Origin of the sequence: Crossiella sp. CA198, assembly GCF_052078295.1 — a bacterium.
Taxonomy (GTDB): domain Bacteria; phylum Actinomycetota; class Actinomycetes; order Mycobacteriales; family Pseudonocardiaceae; genus Crossiella.
The window spans coordinates 85,228-105,698 of the sequence record NZ_JBQJIM010000004.1; the positions used below are offsets into that span (position 1 = coordinate 85,228).

15 protein-coding genes and 1 pseudogene are annotated in these 20,471 nt (G+C 72.4%); 9 read left to right on the forward strand and 7 right to left on the reverse strand.

What is annotated here, in order from left to right; translation table 11 throughout:
* The first annotated feature begins 236 nt into the window (after positions 1-236).
* The 4 genes from ACTOWY_RS07695 to ACTOWY_RS07710 are packed head-to-tail and all read left to right on the forward strand — an operon-like array spanning position 237 to position 5,760.
* Positions 237-716 carry a hypothetical protein gene (locus ACTOWY_RS07695; protein ID WP_441308914.1) on the forward strand — a complete coding sequence of 160 codons (480 nt, stop codon included), beginning with the start codon at positions 237-239 and terminating at the stop codon, positions 714-716.
* Positions 713-4,231, forward strand: coding sequence for an ALF repeat-containing protein (locus ACTOWY_RS07700; RefSeq protein ID WP_441308915.1), 3,519 nt, complete (start codon positions 713-715; stop codon positions 4,229-4,231). The genes ACTOWY_RS07695 and ACTOWY_RS07700 overlap by 4 nt, the downstream gene beginning before the upstream one ends.
* Positions 4,228-4,611, forward strand: coding sequence for an SCO4402 family protein (locus ACTOWY_RS07705; RefSeq protein WP_441308916.1), 384 nt, complete (start codon positions 4,228-4,230; stop codon positions 4,609-4,611). The genes ACTOWY_RS07700 and ACTOWY_RS07705 overlap by 4 nt, the downstream gene beginning before the upstream one ends.
* 60 nt (positions 4,612-4,671) lie before the next feature.
* Positions 4,672-5,760 (forward strand): winged helix DNA-binding domain-containing protein, encoded by a 1,089-nt coding sequence (locus ACTOWY_RS07710; RefSeq protein WP_441308917.1) that lies wholly within the window; start codon positions 4,672-4,674, stop codon positions 5,758-5,760.
* A 144-nt stretch (positions 5,761-5,904) separates the two neighbouring features.
* Here the strand turns inward: ACTOWY_RS07710 and ACTOWY_RS07715 are convergent, their stop codons facing one another.
* Genes ACTOWY_RS07715 through ACTOWY_RS07725 form a run of 3 tightly spaced genes read right to left on the reverse strand, consistent with a single transcriptional unit; the run spans position 5,905 to position 9,100 of the window.
* Positions 5,905-6,708: an ABC transporter permease gene (locus tag ACTOWY_RS07715; RefSeq protein WP_441308918.1), complete on the reverse strand. Its 804-nt coding sequence runs from the start codon at positions 6,706-6,708 to the stop codon at positions 5,905-5,907.
* Complete coding sequence (locus ACTOWY_RS07720; RefSeq protein ID WP_441308919.1) at positions 6,708-7,625, reverse strand: ABC transporter ATP-binding protein; 918 nt, start codon at positions 7,623-7,625, stop codon at positions 6,708-6,710. Before ACTOWY_RS07720 ends, ACTOWY_RS07715 begins: the two co-directional genes overlap by 1 nt.
* Entirely contained in the window at positions 7,622-9,100 is a 1,479-nt protein-coding gene (locus ACTOWY_RS07725) for an FAD-dependent oxidoreductase (RefSeq protein ID WP_441308920.1), read from the reverse strand. Before ACTOWY_RS07725 ends, ACTOWY_RS07720 begins: the two co-directional genes overlap by 4 nt.
* 75 nt (positions 9,101-9,175) lie before the next feature.
* Here ACTOWY_RS07725 and ACTOWY_RS07730 point away from each other — a divergent pair, with 75 nt between their 5' ends.
* Positions 9,176-9,877 carry a TetR family transcriptional regulator gene (locus tag ACTOWY_RS07730; protein ID WP_441308921.1) on the forward strand — a complete coding sequence of 234 codons (702 nt, stop codon included), beginning with the start codon at positions 9,176-9,178 and terminating at the stop codon, positions 9,875-9,877.
* 171 nt (positions 9,878-10,048) lie between these two features.
* Here the strand turns inward: ACTOWY_RS07730 and ACTOWY_RS07735 are convergent, their stop codons facing one another.
* The gene (locus tag ACTOWY_RS07735) at positions 10,049-10,597 is read right to left on the reverse strand and encodes a hypothetical protein (RefSeq protein ID WP_441308922.1); all 549 of its coding nucleotides are present in this window, start codon (positions 10,595-10,597) and stop codon (positions 10,049-10,051) included.
* A 150-nt stretch (positions 10,598-10,747) separates the two neighbouring features.
* Positions 10,748-11,485: a hypothetical protein gene (locus ACTOWY_RS07740; RefSeq protein ID WP_441308923.1), complete on the reverse strand. Its 738-nt coding sequence runs from the start codon at positions 11,483-11,485 to the stop codon at positions 10,748-10,750.
* Positions 11,486-11,595: 110 nt separating this feature from the next.
* Between ACTOWY_RS07740 and ACTOWY_RS07745 the strand changes: the two genes are divergently transcribed.
* From ACTOWY_RS07745 to ACTOWY_RS07760, 4 genes are read left to right on the forward strand one after another with little or no spacing between them, the layout of a single operon-like run.
* The gene (locus ACTOWY_RS07745; RefSeq protein WP_441308924.1) at positions 11,596-12,372 is read left to right on the forward strand and encodes a 2,3-dihydro-2,3-dihydroxybenzoate dehydrogenase; all 777 of its coding nucleotides are present in this window, start codon (positions 11,596-11,598) and stop codon (positions 12,370-12,372) included.
* A 22-nt stretch (positions 12,373-12,394) separates the two neighbouring features.
* Complete coding sequence (locus ACTOWY_RS07750) at positions 12,395-13,978, forward strand: (2,3-dihydroxybenzoyl)adenylate synthase (RefSeq protein WP_441308925.1); 1,584 nt, start codon at positions 12,395-12,397, stop codon at positions 13,976-13,978.
* Positions 13,975-14,625, forward strand: a complete 651-nt coding sequence (locus ACTOWY_RS07755) for an isochorismatase family protein (RefSeq protein WP_441308926.1) — start codon at positions 13,975-13,977, stop codon at positions 14,623-14,625. The genes ACTOWY_RS07750 and ACTOWY_RS07755 overlap by 4 nt, the downstream gene beginning before the upstream one ends.
* The gene (locus ACTOWY_RS07760) at positions 14,622-14,828 is read left to right on the forward strand and encodes a phosphopantetheine-binding protein (protein WP_185005707.1); all 207 of its coding nucleotides are present in this window, start codon (positions 14,622-14,624) and stop codon (positions 14,826-14,828) included. Before ACTOWY_RS07755 ends, ACTOWY_RS07760 begins: the two co-directional genes overlap by 4 nt.
* A 43-nt stretch (positions 14,829-14,871) precedes the next feature.
* Here the strand turns inward: ACTOWY_RS07760 and ACTOWY_RS07765 are convergent, their stop codons facing one another.
* Both ACTOWY_RS07765 and ACTOWY_RS07770 read right to left on the reverse strand, forming a co-directional pair.
* The gene (locus ACTOWY_RS07765) at positions 14,872-15,732 is read right to left on the reverse strand and encodes a YwqG family protein (RefSeq protein ID WP_441309125.1); all 861 of its coding nucleotides are present in this window, start codon (positions 15,730-15,732) and stop codon (positions 14,872-14,874) included.
* Positions 15,683-20,446, reverse strand: a pseudogene (locus tag ACTOWY_RS07770) (amino acid adenylation domain-containing protein); the annotation flags it as partial. The gene ACTOWY_RS07765 and the pseudogene ACTOWY_RS07770, both read right to left, overlap by 50 nt.
* Positions 20,447-20,471 lie beyond the last annotated feature (25 nt).

Consider the following 20,471-nt stretch of genomic DNA (forward strand, 5'->3'; position numbering starts at 1 on the left):
AGGCCAAGGACCTGCTCGCCGAGCTGCCCGCCGCCTCCGCCGATGGCGTCCGTCGAGTTGGCCAAAGTGGGACGGCCAGTTGGGCCAACTATGCGTACGACTTTGGCCAACTCGACGATGTGTGTTGCGGACCTCTGGACGCCCTAACTGTTACATGCTGTAATTCCGGCCTGTCGGGGGTCTCGCACAGTCGTGCCGAGGCGAGTTGCTGTCACTGAGCCGTGAGGGTTCTTGTCGTGCGCCTTCGTTCTGTCCTGTCCGCGTCCCTGGCCGGTGTGTTCGCCGTGCTGATCTCCGGCGTGCCGGTCGCCGCTGCCGCTGACGACCCGCCGCCGCTGGAGGAGGAGTACGACTACCCCGGGGCGGAGAAGATCTTCCAGGAGAAGGGCATCCGGCTGAAGAAGGGCAATGGGAAGATCACGTTGACCGACTGCCCGCGGACCGGTGTCGAGGGAGTGCTGGCCGTGCAGCGGCGCACCGACGGCTCGCCGAACCAGGCGGGCCAGTACTGCTTCAAGCTGGAGGGCAACTCCGGGTTCATCACCATGGAGCTGCCCAAGGCCTACTTCGCCAAGGGCCTGTTCACCACCGACGTCGTGCTGCGCACCGCCACCGAGACCAAGACCGTGCGCCTCAACGGGCAGGACTGGACCCCCATTGGCGAGGGCACCGGCGGCCCGGACGCGACCCTGCTCGAATTCCGGGTGACGGCATGAGCATCGCGTCCAGGCTGACCGCCGCCGCACTGGCGGTCGCGGTGCTGACCGGGGTCGCGGGCGTGCCACTGGCGTCCGAGGCCGCCGCGGCCGCACCGCTGCCGCCCACCGACCGGGCCAAGGCGCTGCAGTTCCTGCGCACCGGCGGGCCCGGCACGGCCAGGGCCGCCGAGGCCGCGCTGCTCGGCACCGAGGCCGAGGTCCGGGCCTTCCTCAGCACCGGGCAACCGGCCGCGACCGAGGAGGACGACCGGGTCCGGCTGGCCAGGCTCATGGCCGCGAGCGGGCGGGGTGTCCGGGAGGCGGGCAGCCGGGCGATGGCCGGTGGGATCAGCCAGGTCAGGGAGTTCCTGGCCGGTGGCTGGGTGGTGCCCTCGCGGGAGGACCAGCGGGTCCGGATCGGTCAGCTGATGACCGTCGGCGGGCGGGCGGTGCACGAGGCCGGGCAGCGGGCGCTGGCCGGTGACGACGCCGCGCGGCAGACCTTCCTGGCCACCGGGGTGCAGCGGGCCCAGGAGGAGGACGACCGGGTCCGGCTGGCCCAGATCATGGCCGCGGGCGGGCCGGAGGTGAAGCGGACCGCGCAGGTCGCGATGGGCGGCGGCCTGCCCGAGATCAGGGACTACCTGGCGGTCGGTCAGCACATCGCGCGGGAACGCGACCAGGAGACGCTGACCCTCACCCAGCTGGTGGCCGCCGCGAAGGAGGCCGGCGCGACCGCGAAGGCGGAGACCGAGCTGGCCACCGAGGCATCCGATCAGGCGGTCCAGGCCGCCGAACTGGCCAAGGCAGCGGCCGAGCTGGCGGCGCGGGAAACGGCGGCGGCCAAGGATTCGGCGACCGCCGCGTCCCAGGCGGCAGGCCGGGCGGCGGATGCGGCCGGGCGGGCCGCGGTGGCCGCGCGGACCGCGATCGGCGCCGCCGCCACCGCCAACCAGGCGGCCAGGGTGGCGGCCGGCGCGGCCGCCCGCGCGGCGAGTGCGGCGGTGCTGGCCAGCCAGGCCGCCGCCCGCGCCTACCAGGCGGCGGCCAACGCGGCCACCGACAACGCCGCGGCGGGTGTGGCCCGCCGGATGGCCGAGGAGGCGGCGCAGGTCGCACTGGAGGTGGACGCCGCGGTGGTGGCCGCCGACGCGGCGGGCCGGGCGGCCACCGCCTCGGGTCAGGCCGCGGCGGCCGCGGGCGGTGCCTCAGCCAACGCCGAACTGGCCGCGGCGGCCGCGGAACAGGCCGCCGGAGGGTCCAATGTGGCCGGTGCGGAGGCCGAGCAGGCCAGGCGCGCCGCGGCCACCGCGCGGGCGGCGGCGGGTGCGGCGAAGCGGGCCGCCAACGACGCGGCCGGGCTGGCCTCGGAGGCGGCCAAGGCCGCGTTCGCGGCCAAGGCGCACGCCATCGACGCCGCCGCGCACGCCAGGGCGGCGGCCGCGGCGGCAGCCGACGCGGCCGAACACGCCGGGGACGCGGCCACCGCGGCCAGGAAGTCCACCGAGCACGCGGGCAACGCGAGCAAGGCGGCCGAGACCGCGGCGAAGGCGGCCAGGTCCGCCGCCGAGGTGGAGAAGACCGCGCGGGACGCGGAGGCGAACCGGCTCACCGCCGAGACCGAGGCGAAGAAGGCCGAGGCCAGGCTGGCCAAGGAGAACTGGCTCAACCGCAAGGAACACGAGGACTGGGCGAGCGTCGAGGGCAGGCGGACCGAGGCCGAGACCAAGCGGCTGCTGGCCGAGGCCGCGGCGCCCGGCACTGAGCTGGCCGTGGTCGCGGCCAAGGGCAGGCAGGCCGCCGCACACCTGACCCGCTCCGGCGGCGCGTGGACCAGGGCCTTCGCCTACAGCGCGCTGGGCGGCACCGAGTACGAGGTGCGCGAGTTCGTCACCAGGCAGCGGCAGCTGGCCGCCGAACTGGATGACCGGTCCCGGGTCGAGTACCTCGCGATGAACGCGCCGAAGACCGCGCAGCGCACGGCCGCGGCCACCGCGCTGGGTGGCGATCACGTGGCGGTGCTGGACTTCGAGCGCACCAGGGCCTACCCGGGCAAGCAGGACGACGACCGGGTCGCGATCGGCGTGCTCATGCACAACGGCGGCTCCGCGACCAAGGACGCGGGCAACCGGGCGCTCAACGGCACCGACGCCGACCGCACCGAATTCCTGTTGCGCGGTCAGCACATCGCCGCCGAGCAGGACAACCGGATCCGGGTCGCCCAGCTGATGACCGCGGGCAAGGAAGAGGTCAAGGCGGCCGGTGCCATCGCCCTGGAGGGCCCGCCGAGCATGCTGGTCGACTTCCTCCAGGTCGAGCACCTGCGGGCGCAGCGCCGGGACCAGGACACCGCGGCGCACGAGGCGCGGGTCAAGGGTTACGTCGCCGACGCGGCCCGGTTCGCCTCGACCGCCGGGGCCGACGCGGCCGAGGCGCAACGGGTGGCCGCGGTGGCCAACAAGGCCGCGGAAGCCGCCGAGGAGTACAAGCGTCAGGCCGCGGCCGCCGCGGCGCAGGCGCAGGTGCACGCGGACGACGCGGCCAGGTCCGCCCGGGACGCGGAGGCATCGGCGGCGCAGGCCGCGCAGTCGGCCAAGGAGGCCAGGGCCGCGGCGGCTTCCGCGCAGCGGGCGTCCTGGTCGGCGGACAGCTCGGCCGCGGCCGCGTCCACCTCGGCGGCGCAGGCCAAGGCGTCCGCTGCCTCGGCGGCGGACTCGGCGGCCAGGGCACGTGCCTCGGCGGAGGAGGCCAACGAGCACGCCGCCGCCGCGGCCAAGGCGGCGAGTGACGCGCTGGAATCCGCGCTGAGCAAGGAGAAGGGCGCCAGCGGCAGCGGCATCAACGCCGATGAGGACGGGACGGACATCGGTCCGCCGCCGGGTCCGAACCAGGCCAAGGCCGATGCCATCACCGAGTTCCTGGCCGCGCACTGCACCGAGCACACCATCGAGTGCGCCCAAGTCGACGGGCGGGCCAGGGACAAGGCGATGGTGGTCACCGTCGCCAAGGCCTGTCTGAAGAGTCCGCTGTGCCGGACCCGTGCGGACCTGGAATGGCTGCTCAACACGCTGGCCACCAAGTACCAGCAGGAGATCAAGGAGATCTTCGATCAGGGCCTGGACATCGTCGAGAAGCTGAGCGACCTGGTCAACAAGAAGGCCTTCCGGGAGCTGAACGAACGCGTCCGGGAGAACGCGCCCGAGACGCCGCCGCTGGACGGCTGGCTGGACGCGCGGGCGCTGACCAAGGTGCCGGCCACCTTCGGGCTGCCCGGCCCCACCAAGAAGGGCGTAGGGGTCCGGTGGTTTGACGAGAAGAACCCCAGGGGCAACTTCATCCGCATCGACAAGGGCAACCCGGCCAGCGACTTCCCGTCCCAGCGGGTCGACCACGTGCGCATCACCGACAATGGCCGTCTCGTCGACCGGAACGGGAACAAGCTGCCGCAGGGGACGAAGGTCTCCGACGACGGTCTGGGTACCCACATTCCGCTTGAGGAGTGGTTGCGGTGGAAGGCGTGGAACGAGAAGTGAGGCAGGTCAGATACCCCGGGCTGCGGTTCCAGGTGCTGGCGGCGGTGCGCGCGCTCGCCGACCGCGAGTACCAGGAACGGGTGTGGCTGGACCGGAGCAACGTGGAGAATCTCGACGAGTGCGTGCACGTGCTCTTCGACGACACCGAGGTGCTGTCCGACCCGGCGGCCGCGGTCGGGGAGATCCTGCGCGCCAACGAGGTCGAGCCGCTCCGGCAGGCCGGGGTGGTCTTCGACGCGCTGATCACCGACCTCGGTGACGTGCGCGACGAGGTCTACCTGGCCGATCCGCGCTGGCCCGGTGTGCTCGCCAAGGCCGAGGCGGCCAGGGCGGTCATGGCGGCCAACGAGGCCGTGCTGCCGGTCGACCTGTCGGACTGAGCATCGGGCGGTGGTGTGTTCCGGCACGCCACCGCCGATGTCAGTGCGGCGGTTAGGGTGATGACCGTGCTGACCATCCGGGCGCTCAACCGCGCCACCCTGGCCCGCCAGCTCCTGCTCGACCGCGCCGACCTGCCGGTGCTGGACGCCGTCGCGCACCTCGGCGGGTTGCAGGCCCAGGAACCCCAGGAGCCCTTCATCGGCCTGTGGTCGCGGCTGTCCGCCTTCGATCCCGCGGTGCTCTCCGACCTGTTGACCGGTCGGCAGGTGGTGCGCACCCACCTGATGCGCGGCACCGTGCACCTGATGACCACCGCGGACGCCCTGGCCTGGCGGTCCCGGCACAACGCCATGCTGAGCCAGCGCATGCTCGGGGTCTACCGCGCCGAATTGGCCGAGGTGGACCTGGCCGAACTCGCCGCCGCGGGCCGGGCGGTGCTGGCCGACGGCGAACCCCGCTCCAGGCCCGATCTGGCCAGGGCGGTGCTGGACCGCTGGCCCTCGGCGGGTCACCGGGCCCTGGGCGAAATGCTGGTCACCGCCCTGCTGCCGATGGTGCAGATCCCGCCGCGCGGGTTGTGGCGGGCCAAGGGCGGCGCGCGCAACGCGCTGCTCGCCGACTGGGTGGGCCGGGAGATCGACCCGCTGCCGGAGGACCCCGCCGATCCGGTCGGCCAGGTCCTGCTCCGCCGCTATCTCGCCGCCTACGGCCCCGCCGCCCCCGCTGACCTGCGGGCCTGGAGCGGGCTGGCCGGACTGCCCGCCGCGGTGGCCGCGGTCCGCCCCGAGCTGGTCAGCTTCCGGGACGAGCGGGGCCGGGAACTCCTGGACCTGCCCGAGGCCCCGCGTCCCGACCCCGGCATCCCGGTCCCGGTGCGCTTCCTGCCCGCCTTCGACAACGCGATCCTCGGCTACCAGGACCGCACCCGGATCATCGACGACGAGCACCGCAACCTGTCCGTGGCAGGCGAACGGGTGGTCCTGGTGGACGGCCGGGTCGCCGCGACCTGGAAGGCAGCCGAGGGCACCGTGCTGGTCACGCCGCTGGGCAAGCTGGCCAAGGCGGACCGGACCGCGGTGGCCGAGGAAGCCGAGCAGGTCGCGTTGTTCCTCTCCGACAAGGAAAGCACCCGGGTGCAGTTCGGCTGAACCAGGCCAGGCCCCGATCCGCCGGCGTGTTGGCCGTTGTCGTACACAGTCTTGGCCGAACTGGTACGCCCATTTCGGCCAACACACCGCCCAGAACGGCCAACACACCGTACGACAACGGCCAACACGGTGGCGGGTGGGTGCTCAGGCGTCGCGGTGGCGCAGGCGCAGGGCCGCCACCGCCACCGCGGCCGCCACCCATCCGGTAAATACCAGCGCGCCGGTGGCCGGGGTCAGCAGCGCCGGGTCCTGGACGCTGTGCGTGAACGCCTCGATCGCCTTGGCGGGCAAGAACTTCAGCACGGTTTCCTGCCAGGACAGCGGCAGCAGGTCGCCGACGTTGGGCAGCAGGAACACCACCGCGATCACCGCGGTGACCCCGGCCGCCGTGCCGCGCAGGATGGTGCCCAGGGCCACGCCGAGCACCCCGATCCCGGCCAGTGACGCCGCTGTGCCGACCACTCCGCGCAGCGCGCCCGGATCGGTCAGCGCCGTGGTCGCACCGCCGTGGGCGGCCAGCACACCCATCCCGGCCAGGAAGGCCGCGGCACTGGCCACCAGCATCACCGGGAACACCGCCAGCACCACGGCCGCGATCTTGGCGAAGAGCACCGGCAGCCGGGCGGGCACCGCGGTGAAGACCACCCGGACCAGGCCGGTGGCGTACTCGGTGCTGACCAGCAACACCCCCAGCACGCCGATACCGAGTCCGGCGAACTCGGCGCCGCTGAGCACGGTCGCCACCGGATCCCGTTCCACCTTGGCCATCTGCATGGTGCTGCGAATGGAGAGCAGCAGCACCGCGGAGAACATCGCGACCACCGCGTTGAGCAGGCACACCGCACTGGAGCGCACGCTGATCAGCTTGATCCACTCCCCGCGCAGCACTCCGGCGGCGCTGAGCCGGATCCGTTGCGCCGGAAGGACTTCGAGCAGTGTCGTGGTCATCAGGCGGCCTTCCCGGTCAAGCTGCCCTGGTACTGCACGGCCTCCGCGGTCAGCTCCAGGTACGCCTCCTCCAGGGATGCCTGCTGCGCGGTCAACTCGAACAGCGGGATGCCGGATCGCGCCGCGCGCTGGCCGATCTCGGCCGCACCCAGCCCGGTCACGTGCAGCACACCGTTGCCCTGCGGGGTGATCGTGACGCCGGGGCCGTCCAGCGCCGCGGCCAGCTCCCCCTGCCGCGGCGTGCCCACCCGGACACCGCGGGCCGCCGCGGCCACCAGTTCGGCCACCGGCAGATCCGCCACCAGCCTGCCCCGGCCCATGATGATCAGGTGGTCGGCGGTGAGCGCCATCTCACTCATCAGGTGCGAGGAGACGAACACCGTGCGGCCCGCCGCGGCCAGGTCGCGCAACAGGTGCCGGATCCACCGGATGCCGTCCGGGTCCAGGCCGTTGACCGGCTCGTCCAGCAGCAGCGTCCGGGGATCGCCGAGCAGCGCGGCGGCGATGCCCAGGCGCTGTCCCATGCCGAGGGAGAACTCACCGGTGCGCCGGCGGGCGACCTCGCCCAACCCCACCAGTTCCAGCACCGCGTCCACCCGGCCGGTCCGGATGCCGTGGGTGGCGCCGAGAGCGAGGAGGTGGTCCCGCGCCGAACGGCCGGGGTGGGTGGCGCGGGCGTCCAGCAGCACGCCGACCTCCCGCAGCGGCGCGGGCTGGGTCCGGTACGCGCGGCCGTTGAGCATGGCCGCGCCCGCGGTCGGGGTGTCCAGGCCGACGATCATCCGCATGGTGGTGGACTTCCCGGCGCCGTTGGGGCCGAGGAACCCGGTGACCACGCCGGGCCGGACGGTGAAGCTGAGCCGGTCCACCGCGGTGGTCTCGCCGTAGCGCTTGACCAGGTCGGTCACCTCGATCACCGGGTGCTCCCCTGGATGGCGCGGTCGCCGGTGAAGGCGATCGACATCATTGGCGCCTTGGCGCTGCCGGTCATGGTGTCGCCGTCCAGGGAGGCGATGCAGCTGAACCTCATCGGGAACGGCGCGGTGAGCCGGGCGGTGAAACGCAGCACGCCGTCGGTGAGGGTGCCGTGCTCGATCGGCACGCCGTCAAGGGTGCCGGTGGGGTGGGCGGTGCCGGTGTCGAGCACCAGCGCGAAGGTCCGTTCCCCGCCAGGGGTGCGGAAGCGCAGGGTCCAGGCGGTGGCCACCGGGTGCCTGCGGCGGTACTCGGCCGCGGCGGCCAGTGCGTGCTGGTGCTCGGCCAGGGTGTCCGGGATGTCGGCGGGGTCGAACTCCTTGGTGGCGAAGAACCCGTCCATCGCGTCGTTCGCGCCGACCGCGTGTTCGCCGCCGCGTGGCAGCATCACGGCTTCGTACCGCTGGATCGCTGTGTCCACAATGGACTCCTCGGCCACCGCGCGGGCAAGTTCGGCGCCGTCGAGCATGGCCAGGTTCACCCCGAACCCGCCCCACGGGGTCATCAGGTGCGCGGCGTCGCCCAGCAGGGTCACCCCGGGCCGGTGCGTCCAGGTGAGCGGGGCGGGCAACGCGTAGAGCGGCCGGTTGACAAAATCGCCTTCGCTGTCGGTGATGAACGGCAGCAGATCCGCGGACCAGCCGGCGAACTCGGCGAGCAGGAACCGTTGCACCGCGGCCCGATCCGCCAGGTCCAGCCCGGCCTCGGCATGCCAGTCCAGAGCAGTGCGCCGCGCCACGTAGCCGCGCACGTGCCCGTTGCTGTTGCGCTGTCCGATGATCGCCCGCCCGGCGTTGTCGGTGGCGAACATGTGCCCGTCGCCGACCAGCTTGGCGATCCGCGGATGCCGCTGGTCCACCTCGTCGAATCGAACCTCCACAAAGGACACTCCGCGATAGTCCGGAGTGGCCGGGCTCAGCAGCGGCCGAACCCGCGACCAGGCCCCGTCCGCACCGATCAGCAGGTCGGTCTCGGCGAGCACGCCATTGGCGAACTCCAGGCGGTGCGTGCCCGCGCCGAGCGGGGCGGCGGTGCGCAGTTTGTGGCCCCAGCGCACGGTTCCCGGCTCCAGGTGCGCGGCGAGCATGGCGCGCAACTGGCCGCGGTCGATCTCGGTGGCGGCCTCATCCTGCTCCTGCGGGACGAAGGCGGCCAGCACGGCGCCGTGCTGGTCCAGCCGCGTCTTGGCCTGACCCTCGGGCCGGGCCAGCTCCCGGAACTCGGCCAGTAATCCGGCGTCCTCCAGGGCGATCTGCCCCGAATCGGCCTTGAGGTCCAGGGTGCCGCCGGCGTCGCGGGCGTACGGGCCGGGGTCGGTGTCGTACACGGCGACCTCGATGCCGCGCCGTTGCAGCACCCGCGCACACAGCAGTCCACCGGGCCCCGCGCCGATGATCGCGATCCGGGTCTTGGTCATGCCCAGCCTCCTAGTTTCAGTAGCTATAAAATTACCGTAGCAGAAAAAATGCAGGGGCTGGACTATGCTGCGGTCATGGAGGCGCGAACGGTGAACTGGACGGCGCTGCGCGGCCCGGCGGATCAGGCCCCCGCCGCCGAGGGCCTGCGCGAGCGCAAGAAGCGGCAGATGCGGCAGCAGCTGTCCGACACCGCGACGATGATGTTCATGGAGCGCGGCTTCGAGGCGGTCCGGGTCACCGAGATCGCCGAAGCCTGCGGCGTCTCGGAGAAGACCGTCTTCAACTACTTCCCCACCAAGGAATCCCTGGTCCTGGACCGCTGGGAGACCACAACCGCCTCACTGCGCGCGGCACTGGCCGACCCCGCGACCACCCCCGTCGAGGCAGTGCGACGGATCCTGGCCAGCGAACTCGACGACCTGCTCGGCTGGCTGGACGCCCAGGCCGACCCGGCCCAGACCCGGGTCCTGATGCGCCGCTTCTTCGAGCTGGCCGGGGCCACTCCCGCGCTGCGCGCCCACCAGCGGGACGAGCTGGACAAGGTGGTCGCGGTGGCCGCGGAGATCCTGGCCGAGCGCTCCGGGCTGGCCGCCGAGGACCCGGAGCCGCTGATCGCGGCCACCGCGTTGCTCGGACTGTGGGAGGTGCACACCCGCGCGCTGCGGCGCTATCTCCAGGGCGAACATCCACCGGCGGAGATCCGGGCGCGGGTGACCGAGGAGGTGGGCCGCGCGGCGCGGGTGGTCGAGTCAGGCGTCAGCTCACTGCGCGGCTAACGCACCACTTGGGCCAACCGGTACGCCCACTTGGGCCAAACCGGCGTACCAGTTGGGCCAACTCGCCGTCCACAACGGCCAACTCACCGTACGACAACGGCCAACACGATGAATGCCGCATCGGGGTGGGGAGGTGAATCGCCACCCCGATGCGGATCTATTGTCGGGGGACTATCCGCACATGGACGGCGCCATCACCTCCTGCGCACTGCCCCAGCCCGCGCAGCGGAAACCTGAGTGCCCGAACCAGTTGTGGCCGAATTCGTGCGCGGCGAGCAGCGCGCCGTCCCGGACACCGCGCATGAACAGCGAGATCCGCTGTCCGCTGCCCCAGTTGCAGCCGACGACATTGGTGCCGCCGCCACAGCCGGTGATGTAGCTGTTGGTGCAGGACACCGGCGTGCCCGCACCCTCGGTCAGCCCGGTCCACGCGGCCGCGCCGCGCCGGATCGCCGCGGCGTAGGGCTGACAGGAGCTGGTGATGTGGTAACTGCGCCTGCTGGGCGTGGGCCAGGCCTGGATGCCCAGCACCGGCTCGGCTGCGGTGTCACGCTGACCGGGCTCGATGGTGATGACCGAGGTCGGGTGACCTAACGCGGCCACCGCCGGACCCGACTGGTCGCCGACCGAGACGCCCGCCTGGGTGGCCGGCCCCAGCAAGGCCATCGCCGAGACCGCCGCGGCTATCACGCCATACCGCAGGAAGAGACTTCTGATCATTGTCATGTCCTCACTTGCAGGGAAGTAAGTGCAGGACCTGGAAGCCTCCAACAATGATCCCGGAGCGTCCACCCGCGAAAAGTCGGGAGATATTCGACGACTACGCGAAAGAAGCGCCCCGAGCAGACCCGGGTAATCAGCGGGGGCGGGTCAGCCGGTCGCGCTCCGGTCGGCCTTGGTGAGCAGGGCCAGCAATGGCGTGTCCTGGAACGGGAACTCGGCGAGTTCCTTGGTCAGGCCCCGTTCGGCGGCCGCCTGGCGTGCTCCACTGCGGTGCGCGACCAGGCTGATCACCTCTTCGCTGAAGTGCCCGCCGCCGTAGCCGCGCAGGTGCCGGGCGGCGTCCAGGGGCCGGAAACCGGTGGGGATGTCCGACCTCTGCGGGCCGATGTCGAGCACCCAGGCCGCGGTGATCAAGGTGTCCCGGTCCTGCTCCGACAGGGACGCGGCCAGCTTGGTGACCCGGCGCACGACCTCCTGCACCCGCCGCCACCTCGGGTCGTCGCCGTGCGCGTTGTGCTGCCCCAGCCAGGCCGCCTCGCGCACCGACCTGGTCGCCATGGCCGTGTCCCAGGCCAGCTGTGGGTCATCGCCGACCACTTCCCGGCAGTAGAACTGCGGGGTCGCCTCGGTTCCGGTGATGGTGGCCAACCGGTCGGTCGGGCGGACCGCGCCACCGTAGTGCAGCGTGCCCCTGACCAGCACCGCGACCGGGCGGTCCTGGCAGGTCACCAGCCACGGGCGGTGCAGGGTGGGCAGGTAGTGCGGCAGGTCGATGGCGGCGAGGGCGTCAGCGACCCTGGGGTCCGCGGCGACTTGGACGGTGCGGTTGTGGTACTCCGCGTCGTCACCCATGTTGATCGAGCGACGGTCCACGACGATGTCCATCCGGTGAGTATCGCTCGCATCTCAATCCGCCCCAACGGCGGCCTCCCCGACTTGACCAGCTAAGTTAGGCCGACCTAACCTGCATTAGGTTAGCCTAACCATCCTGGGGGATGACTGTGAACGGGTGGAACACGAGCGGTGTGGCCGTGGTCAGCGGCGCTGGCCGGGGCATCGGCGCCGCCGTCGCCGATGCCCTGGCCGGCCGCGGGGCCAGGGTCGCGCTGCTGGATCTCGACGGGGACGCCGTGCGGGAGCGGGCCGCCGCGCTCGGCGACCGCGCCACCGGGTATGCCGTGGACGTGGCCGACGCGGCAGCGGTGGAAACCGTGGTGGCACAGGTGGAACAGGACCTCGGACCCGTTACGGCCCTGGTCAACGTGGCCGGGGTGCTGCAGGCCGCACCCGTGGCCGAGCTGGACCCGGCGGTGTGGGCGCGCACGTTCGCGGTCAACGCCGACGGGGTGTTCCACCTCTCCCGCGCGGTGACCCGGCGGATGGCGGCGCGGGGCGCGGGCGCGGTGGTCACGGTGACCTCCAACGCCGCCACCGTGCCCAGGGCCGGACTGGCCGCCTACTGCGCGTCCAAGGCGGCCAGCGCCATGTTCACCAAGGTGCTCGGGCTGGAACTGGCCGGGCAGGGCATCCGCTGCAATGTGGTCGCGCCCGGCTCCACCGACACCGACATGGGCCGCGCGCTGTGGGGCGCGGGCGGCCAGGCCGGAGTGATCGCGGGCGCCCAGGACGCCTTCCGGGTGGGCATTCCCCTGGCCAGGGTGGCCGATCCCGCCGACGTCGCCGACGCGGTGCTCTTCCTCCTCTCCCCCGCTGCGCGGCACATCACGATGCAGGAGTTGTGCGTCGACGGTGGCGCCACGCTCGGGGCCTGACCGCAACCGGAGATCGACAACCATGTGGCCAGACGAGTTCGCCAGCCGCTACCGCGAGCTGGGTTACTGGCGCGGCGAGACCTTCGGCGGGCTGCTGCGCGACTGGGCCGGGCGCTGGGGCGAGCGCACCGCCGTGATCGACGGCGAGCACCGGGTCAGCTACGCCGAACTGGACCGGCGGGCCGACCGTCTCGCCGCCGGCCTGCACGGCATCGGCGTGCGCGCCGGGGACCGGGTGGTGCTGCAACTGCCCAGCACCGCCGCCTTCTTCGACGTGATCTTCGCCTTGTTCCGGCTCGGCGCGCTGCCGGTGTTCGCGCTGCCTTCACACCGCGCCAACGAGATCGGCTACTTCTGCGCGCACAGCGAGGCCGTCGCGCTGGTGACCACCGCTGTGCACGAGGGCTTCGACCACCGCAGCCTGGTCGCGGTCGCGGGCAACGCCAAGGTGATCATCGCCGGTGATCCCGGCGAGCACACCGCGCTGGCCGACCTCTACATCGAGCCGATCCCGTTACCACCAAGGGATCCGGCCGAACTGGCGTTCCTGCAACTCTCCGGCGGCAGCACCGGCAGACCCAAGCTGATCCCACGCACCCACGACGACTACCTCTACAGCGTCTGGGCCAGCGCGGACATCTGCGGCCTGAGCACCGAAACGGTGTACCTGTGCGCGTTGCCGGTGGCGCACAACTACCCGCTCTCCTCCCCCGGCGTGCTCGGCGTGCTCTACGCGGGCGGCACCGTGGTGCTGTGCCCGCGCCCGGATCCGGCCACCGCGTTCGCGCTGATCGAGCGGCACCGGGTCACCATCACCGGGGTGGTGCCGCCGATCGCGTTGGTGTGGCTGGAATCCGCCCGCCGCGGCACCCGCGACCTGTCCAGCCTCCAGGTGCTCCAGGTCGGCGGGGCCAAGCTCGCCGAGGAGGTCGCCCGCCGCGTGCGACCCACCCTGGGCTGCACCCTGCAACAGGTCTTCGGCATGGCCGAGGGCCTGGTCAACTACACCCGCCTCGATGATCCGGAGGAGGTCGTGGTCAGCACCCAGGGCCGACCGATCTCCGCGCACGACGAGGTCCTGGTGCTCGACGAGGACGGAAACCCGGTGCCAGACGGGGAAACCGGGCACCTGCTGACCAGAGGTCCTTACACCATCAGGGGTTACTGGCGCGCGGAGGAACACAACGCCCGCGCGTTCACCCCCGATGGCTTCTACCGCACCGGCGACCTCGTGCGGCGGCACCGCAACGGCTACCTGGTGGTGACCGGCCGGGCCAAGGACCAGATCAACCGCGGCGGGGAGAAGATCGCCGCTGAGGAGGTCGAGAACGAACTGCTCGCCCACCCCGCGGTGCACGACGCCGCGGTGGTGGCCATGCCCGACCGCTACCTGGGCGAGCGCTCCTGCGCGTTTGTCGTGCTGCGGCAAGGGGTGCCCGTCCCCGAGGCCGGCACGTTACGCGAATTCGTCCGGGATCGCGGCCTGGCCGGCTACAAGGTGCCGGACCGGGTGGAGTTCCTCGACGAGTTCCCCACCACCGCGGTGGGCAAGACCAGCACCAATGATTTGCGCGCCGCGTTGCGTGCGCGCCTGGAGAGGGGATGAACACCATGGGCCTGCCCGCGATCAAGCCCTACGCCTTACCCGAGCCCGAGGAACTGCCGCAGAACCGGGTGGACTGGCGGGTCGACCCGGCCCGTGCCGTGCTGCTCGTGCACGATATGCAGAACCACTTCCTGGACGCCTTCCCGCGCGCGGACTCACCGCTGCCCGCGGTGCTGGCCAACATCGACGCGTTGCGCAAGCACTGCACGGCCGCTGGCATCCCGGTGGTCTTCACTGCCCAGCCCGGCGGCCAGAGCCAGGACGAACGCGGGCTGCTGCTGGACTTCTGGGGCAACGGCCTGCCATCGGAGCGCCGCGCCGAGTCCATTGTGGACGAACTCGCGCCGACGCCGAGTGACATCGTGATGACCAAGTGGCGCTACAGCGCGTTCGTGCGCACCGACCTGGCCGAGTTCCTGGGCGAGCGCGATCAGCTGATCGTCACCGGCGTGTACGGGCACATCGGGGTGCTGACCACCGCGCTGGACGCGTTCATGCGCGAGGTCAAACCGTTCGTGGTGGCCGACGCGGTGGCCGACTTCTCCCGCGCGGACCACCTGGCCGCGCTGCGGCATGTGGCCCAGCGCTGCGGTCAGGTGCTGACCACCGCGACCCTGGTCGACGCCCTGCTGGGGGTGGCCTCGTGACCACCGCGGCGCTGCGCGAGCAGGTGGGCGAACTGCTGGGCCGCCCGGTCACCGACGAGGAGGATCTCCTGGCCGCCGGGCTGGACTCGATCCGGCTGATGGTGCTGGCCGAACGCTGGGAGTCCGAGGGCGCGGACGTCTCCTTCGTGACCCTGCTGGAAAACCCGACGGTCGCGGCCTGGGCGCGGCTGGTCGGCAACTGAGCGAACCGGAGGTCGGCGGCACCCGCCGACCTCCGGGAAGCGCTCAGCCGCACTGCATGGTGCACCGCGCTGCCTCGAACCGGCCTGCGGCCAGATCCTCGGCCCGGATCACCCAGTACAGCATTCCGACGTCGCCCCAGCACATGTCAGCTTCCTGGCAACTGTCGATCTGCGCGAGCAGCACCCAGCGGGCCGCCTCCGCGGCGAAGCCCGGGTCCCGCCAGGAGTCGGCGAGCACCTCGGCGGCAACCTCGTTCTCCACCGGGCCCTGGACCGGGCTGGCGAACCCACCGATCTGGTGGAACGGGCCTTTCTCCATGTCCCAGCGCAGTTCACCGAACACATCGGTGCCCGATCGCCCTGGACCGAGCACGGTCTGAACGGCCTCGGCCAGGGTGGCGCCACTTGCCGTCCGGGTCTGGTCCAGCAGGAGGTGCTCGCGTTCCGGGGCGGTCGCGACCACCTCGGCGAAGAGGTCAACGCTCGGGTACGGGTCCAGGTCGGCAGGCGGCGTGCGTTCGGTGACCGCCGTGCCCGCGGGCACGAAGATCACCCGGCTGCCCTCGATGTTCTCAAGCAGGGCCGGGTCGGGATAGCCGGGCTGGCGTTCGCCGTCGAAGTAGAAGAACAGCAGCGTGCCCTCGGCCGGCAGCGGAATGCTCAGGAACTCCCGCGGTAGCGCCGCGCAGTCCACCTCGGCGATGAAGTTGAGCGGCCCGTTGTCCGGCCAGCCCGGCCACTCCATCTCGGGTGGCAGCGCCGGGTTGCCACCCAGCCGCGCCACCCGTGGCCCCGGCCCGGAGAACGCGAGCCGGATGCCCGGTTGGAACAGCTCGATCCAGGTTTCCGCGGCCTCAGCGGGCAGGCGGTCCTTGGCGAGCGCGCTCAGTCGGTCTTTCCACATCGTCACAGCGCCCAACGTACCCACGCCCACCGACAATCGCGGCGATCTTGGCCTGCGCGGCCGGACTGGCCAGGTCGTGGTGGCCGAAGTCCAGGTCGTGGTTGACGATCTCGCCGGTGACGTACGCCGCCCAGTCGGCATGGGTGGACAGCAGTTCCGCCCGGTCCCTGGTCGCGGTGCCGAACACCAGATCCCCTTGGTGCACACCGAATTCCGCGCCCGCGATCACTTCGGCGGCCGCGCGCACGTTGGCGGTCACCACCGCCGGGTCCAGGCCCGGCGGCAGTGGCTGGTCCAGGTGCCGGTTCAGGTCCGCGACCGGCGGTTGGCCGCGCCAGCGGGTGCCGGGGTAGGCGTCCAGCAGCACCAGCTGGGCGACCTCTTCGCCCTGGGCGTGCAGGCGGACGGCCAGCTCGTGCGCGATCAGGCCACCGAGGGACCAGCCGAGCAGGTGGTACGGGCCGTGCGGACGCACCTTCCGCAAGGCCGCCAGGTGCTGCTCCGCGAGGGAGGCCAGGGTGTGGCCGGTCAGGTCGGGGCATTGCAGGGCAAACACTTCGCGGTCCAGGTGGGCGGCCAGACCGGCGTAGCACCAGCCGAGGCCGCTGGCCGGGTGCACGCAGAACAGCGGCTCGCCGCGCCCGCCCGCGCGCAGTGGCAGCACCGGCGCGAACGGGTCTGCCGCGGTCTCCTGGGCGAGCAGACCGGCGATCGTTGGGGCGGCGAGCACATCGGCGACGGTGACCGGGCGGCCGAGCACCTCGGCCGCGCCGGCGGCGAATCGGGCGGCCAGCAGGGAATGGCCGCCCGCGGCGAAGAAGTCCTGGTCCACGCCGAACTCGGCCAGGCCGAGCAGTTCGGCCGCGGCGGCGCACAGCTTGTGCTCGACCGGGGTGCTCGGCGCGCGGGCCGGGCCGCGGTCGAGCACCGGGTCCGGCAGTGCCGCCAGGTCGAGTTTTCCGTTGGGGGTCAACGGAAGTGCGGGCACCGGAAGTACCGCGACCGGCAGCATGTGCGCGGGCAGGGAGCGGGCGGCGTGCGCGCGCACCTCGGGTCCGGTCACGCCGGGGTCGGCGAGCACATAGCCCACCAGGTGCGGTCCGGCCGCGCCCTCGCGCACGGCCACCGCGGCGGTGCGCACGCCGGGGCAACCGACCAGCGCGGCCTCGACCTCGCCCAGTTCGATCCGGAAGCCGCGGATCTTGACCTGGTCGTCGGCGCGGCCCAGGTAGTCCAGCACGCCGTCCGGCCGCCAGCGCACCAGGTCCCCGGTGCGGTACATCCGGGCGCCGGGTGCGCCGTGCGGATCGGCCAGGAACCGTTGCGCGGTCAGCGAAGGCCGGTCCAGGTAGCCTCTGGCCACGCCCTCGCCGCCGAGGTACAGCTCGGCCACCACCCCTGGCGGCACCGGGCGCAGGCGCTCGTCGAGCACGTAGGCCCGCACACCGGGGTCCGGGCGGCCAATCGGCACCGGGCCCGGCTGAGTGGGATCGCAGTCCCACAGGGTGGCGTTGACGGTGGTCTCGGTGGGGCCGTAGGCGTTGACCACGCGATGCCTTGCACCCCAGCGCCGAACGACCTCCGGGGGCACGCGTTCGCCGCCGACGACCAGGGTGAGTTCCGGCGGCAGGGTGATCTCCGGCGGGAACATGGCCAGGATGGACGGCGGCAGTCCGGCGACCGAGATCCGTTGCTCGCGAAGGTAATCGGCGAGTCCGGCGCTGGGGGCGCGTAGTTCGGCGGGGATCACCGCGAGGGTGCCGCCGCCGAGCAGGGTGCCGACCAGTTGCCAGAACGCGGCGTCGAAACTGGGTGAGGCGAAGTAGAGCACCCGTTGACCTGCGGCCGAGCCGAAGGCCTGTTCCTGGGTGGCCACCAGTTTCGCCACCCCGCGATGCGGCACCACCACACCCTTGGGCAGGCCGGTGGATCCGCTGGTGTAGATGACATACGCCGCGTGATCGGGACTCAGCGGGACTTCTGGCCCGGTGCCGGGCAGGGTGGCCAGGCGACGCGTCACCTCGGGGTCGTCCAGCAGGATCGTGGGCAGCTCGGCGGGCAGGCGGGCGGCCAGTTCGGTGGTGGTGAGCAGGACTCGCGGGCGGGCGTCGGTGATCAGGTGCGCGAGCCGGTCGGCCGGGTAGTCCGGGTCCAGGGGCAGGAACGCGCCGCCCGCCTTGAGCACGGCGAGCTGGGTGGCCACGATGTCCAGGGTGCGCGGCGGCGCGATGGCCACCACGGTTTCCGGGCCGATCCCGTGTTCCCGCAACAGGTGCGCGATCCGGCTGACGCGGTCGTCGAGTTGGGCGTAGCTGTGTTCGGCGCCGTCCACCGCGACCGCGATCGCCTGCGGGGCAAGGCGAACCTGCGCGGCGAACAGCTCGGGCACAGTGCCGGGTGTCAGGGTGCGCGTGGTGTGGTTCCACTCGTGCAAGATCCGCTGGTGCTCGGCCTCGGTGAGCAGCGGCAGGTCGGCGATCGGGCGGTCCGGTTCGGCGGTGAGCAGGGCTAGGAGGTGGGCCAGGCGTTCGCCGAAGCCGCGGGCGGTGCCGGCGTCGAAGAGGTCGAGGCGGTGTTCGACCAGTCCGGACAGGCCGTCCCGGCCGGGGGTCTCGCTGAAGGCGAAGGTGAGGTCGAATTTGGCCGCGCCCGCGCTGATCGGGGCCAGCCGGGCAGTGAGGCCACGGTCCAGGACGGTGTCCGCGCCGGTGTCGGTGCGGTGGCTGAGCATCACCTGGAACAGCGGGGTGCGGCCGGGTGTGCGCGGTGGGTTGACCGCCTCCACCACGCGGTCGAAGGGCACCTCCTGGTGGTCGAAGGCGGCCAGGGTGGTCTCGCGGACCCTGGCGAGGAGTTCCCGGAAGCTCGGTGCGCCCGCGGTGTTCACCCGCAGCACCAGGGTGTTGACGAAAAACCCGACCAGGTCGTCGAAGGCGCTGTCGCCGCGCCCCGCGACCGGGGTGCCCAGTGGGATGTCGGTGCCCGCGCCGAGCCGGGTGCACAGGGTGGCCAGGGCTGCTTGCAGCACCATGAACGTGGTCACGCCCGTCTCGCGGGAGAGTGCCCGCAGTGCGCGGTGGGTTTCCGGTGGCACGGAAAAAGTCACCACGCCGCCGAGGTCGCCCTGGCCGCGCGGGCGGTCGGCGGGCAGGGCGAGTTCGGCGGGCAGGTCGGCCAGTTGCGCACGCCAGAACGCCAGCTGTTCCTCGGCTTCGTCGTCGAGCAGTTTCTCCTGCCAGGCCGCGTAGTCCGGGTAGCGGATCCTCAACTCGGTCCACTGTGGACTGTGTCTGGCGCGGCGGGCCTGGTAGGCGGCGGCCAGGTCGTCGAGCAGTGGGCGCAGGGACCATTCGTCGGCGGCGATGTGGTGCAGCAGGAGCAGCAGCACGTGCTCCTGCTCATCCAGGCGGAACAGGCTGGGTCGCAGCGGGGCGTCGGCGGCCAGGTCGAATGGGCGCCGGGCCGCGGCGACTAGTGCGGAGTCCACATCGGACACTGTCTGCGATTGGAGGTCGAAGTCCAGGCGTGGCAACACGTTCGGGGCCGGTTCGCCGTGTACGGCTGGCAGCAGGGTGCGCAGTGGCTCGTGTCGTCCGGCCACATCGGACAGTGCGGCGGCGAGTGCGGGCACGTCCAGGGGGCCGGTCAGGTGCAGGGTGAGCGGCATGTTGTAGGTGGCCGCGCCGGGGTCCAGGCGCTGCAGGAACCACAGGCGGCGCTGGGCGTGTGAGAGCAGGTGCCGGTCCGGCGCTGACTCCGGGCGGGGGCGGGACCGGCCGCCGTGGTCGGCCAGCCAGGTGGCCAGGGCGGCGGGGGTGGGGGTGTCGAAGAGGATGCGCAGCGGCACCTCGACGGACAGGGTGGCGCGGATCCGACTGAGCAGCCGGGTGGCCAGCAGGGAATGGCCGCCCAGGGCGAAGAAGTCCTCCTCCGGCCCCACCTCGGTGGCTCCGAGCACCTCGGCGAACAGGTTGCTGATCAGGTCCTCGGCGGCCCCGCGTGGCGGGCGGGTGGCGGTGATCGCGGCGGCGGGTTCGGGCAGGGCGGCGTGGTCGAGTTTGCCGCTGGGGGTCAACGGCAGGGCGGGCAGGGTGAGCACGGCCTCGGGCACCAGGTGGCCGGGCAGGCGGTCGGCCAGCCAGGCCCGCACATCGGGCAGGTCGCCGTCGGACAGCGCGCCGCGGGACAGACCGTCGCCGAGCGGACCGCCGCCGGGCAAGTCACCGCCGGGCGGCTTGCCCGCGGGCCGCTCGCCCCCAGGCAGCTCACGCGCGGGTCGCTCGCCCGCGGGCAGGTCAGCCCTGGGCACGACGTAGGCGAGCAGTCGCTGGCCGCCGCGGCCGTCCGGCCGGGCCAGCACCGCGGCCAGCGCGACCCCTGAGCAGGCCAGCACGGCGGCCTCCACCTCGGCGGGCTCCACCCGGAAGCCGCGGATCTTCACCTGCCGGTCTGCCCGGCCGGCGAACTCCAGTTGCCCGCCGCGCAGCCGGACCTGGTCGCCGGTGCGGTACATCCGCTCGCCCGGCGCGCCGAAGGGGTCGGCGAGGAAGCGGGTCGCGGTCAGTCCCGGTTGACCCAGGTAGCCGCGGCCCACGGTCGGCCCGGCCACATATAGCTCGCCGAGCGCTCCGGCCGCCGCTGGGCGCAGTGCGGCGTCGAGCACATAGGCCCGGAGTCCGGGAAGAGGGGTGCCAATCGGCGCCACGGCATCGACCATGGCTGTTAGGTTAGCCTAACCA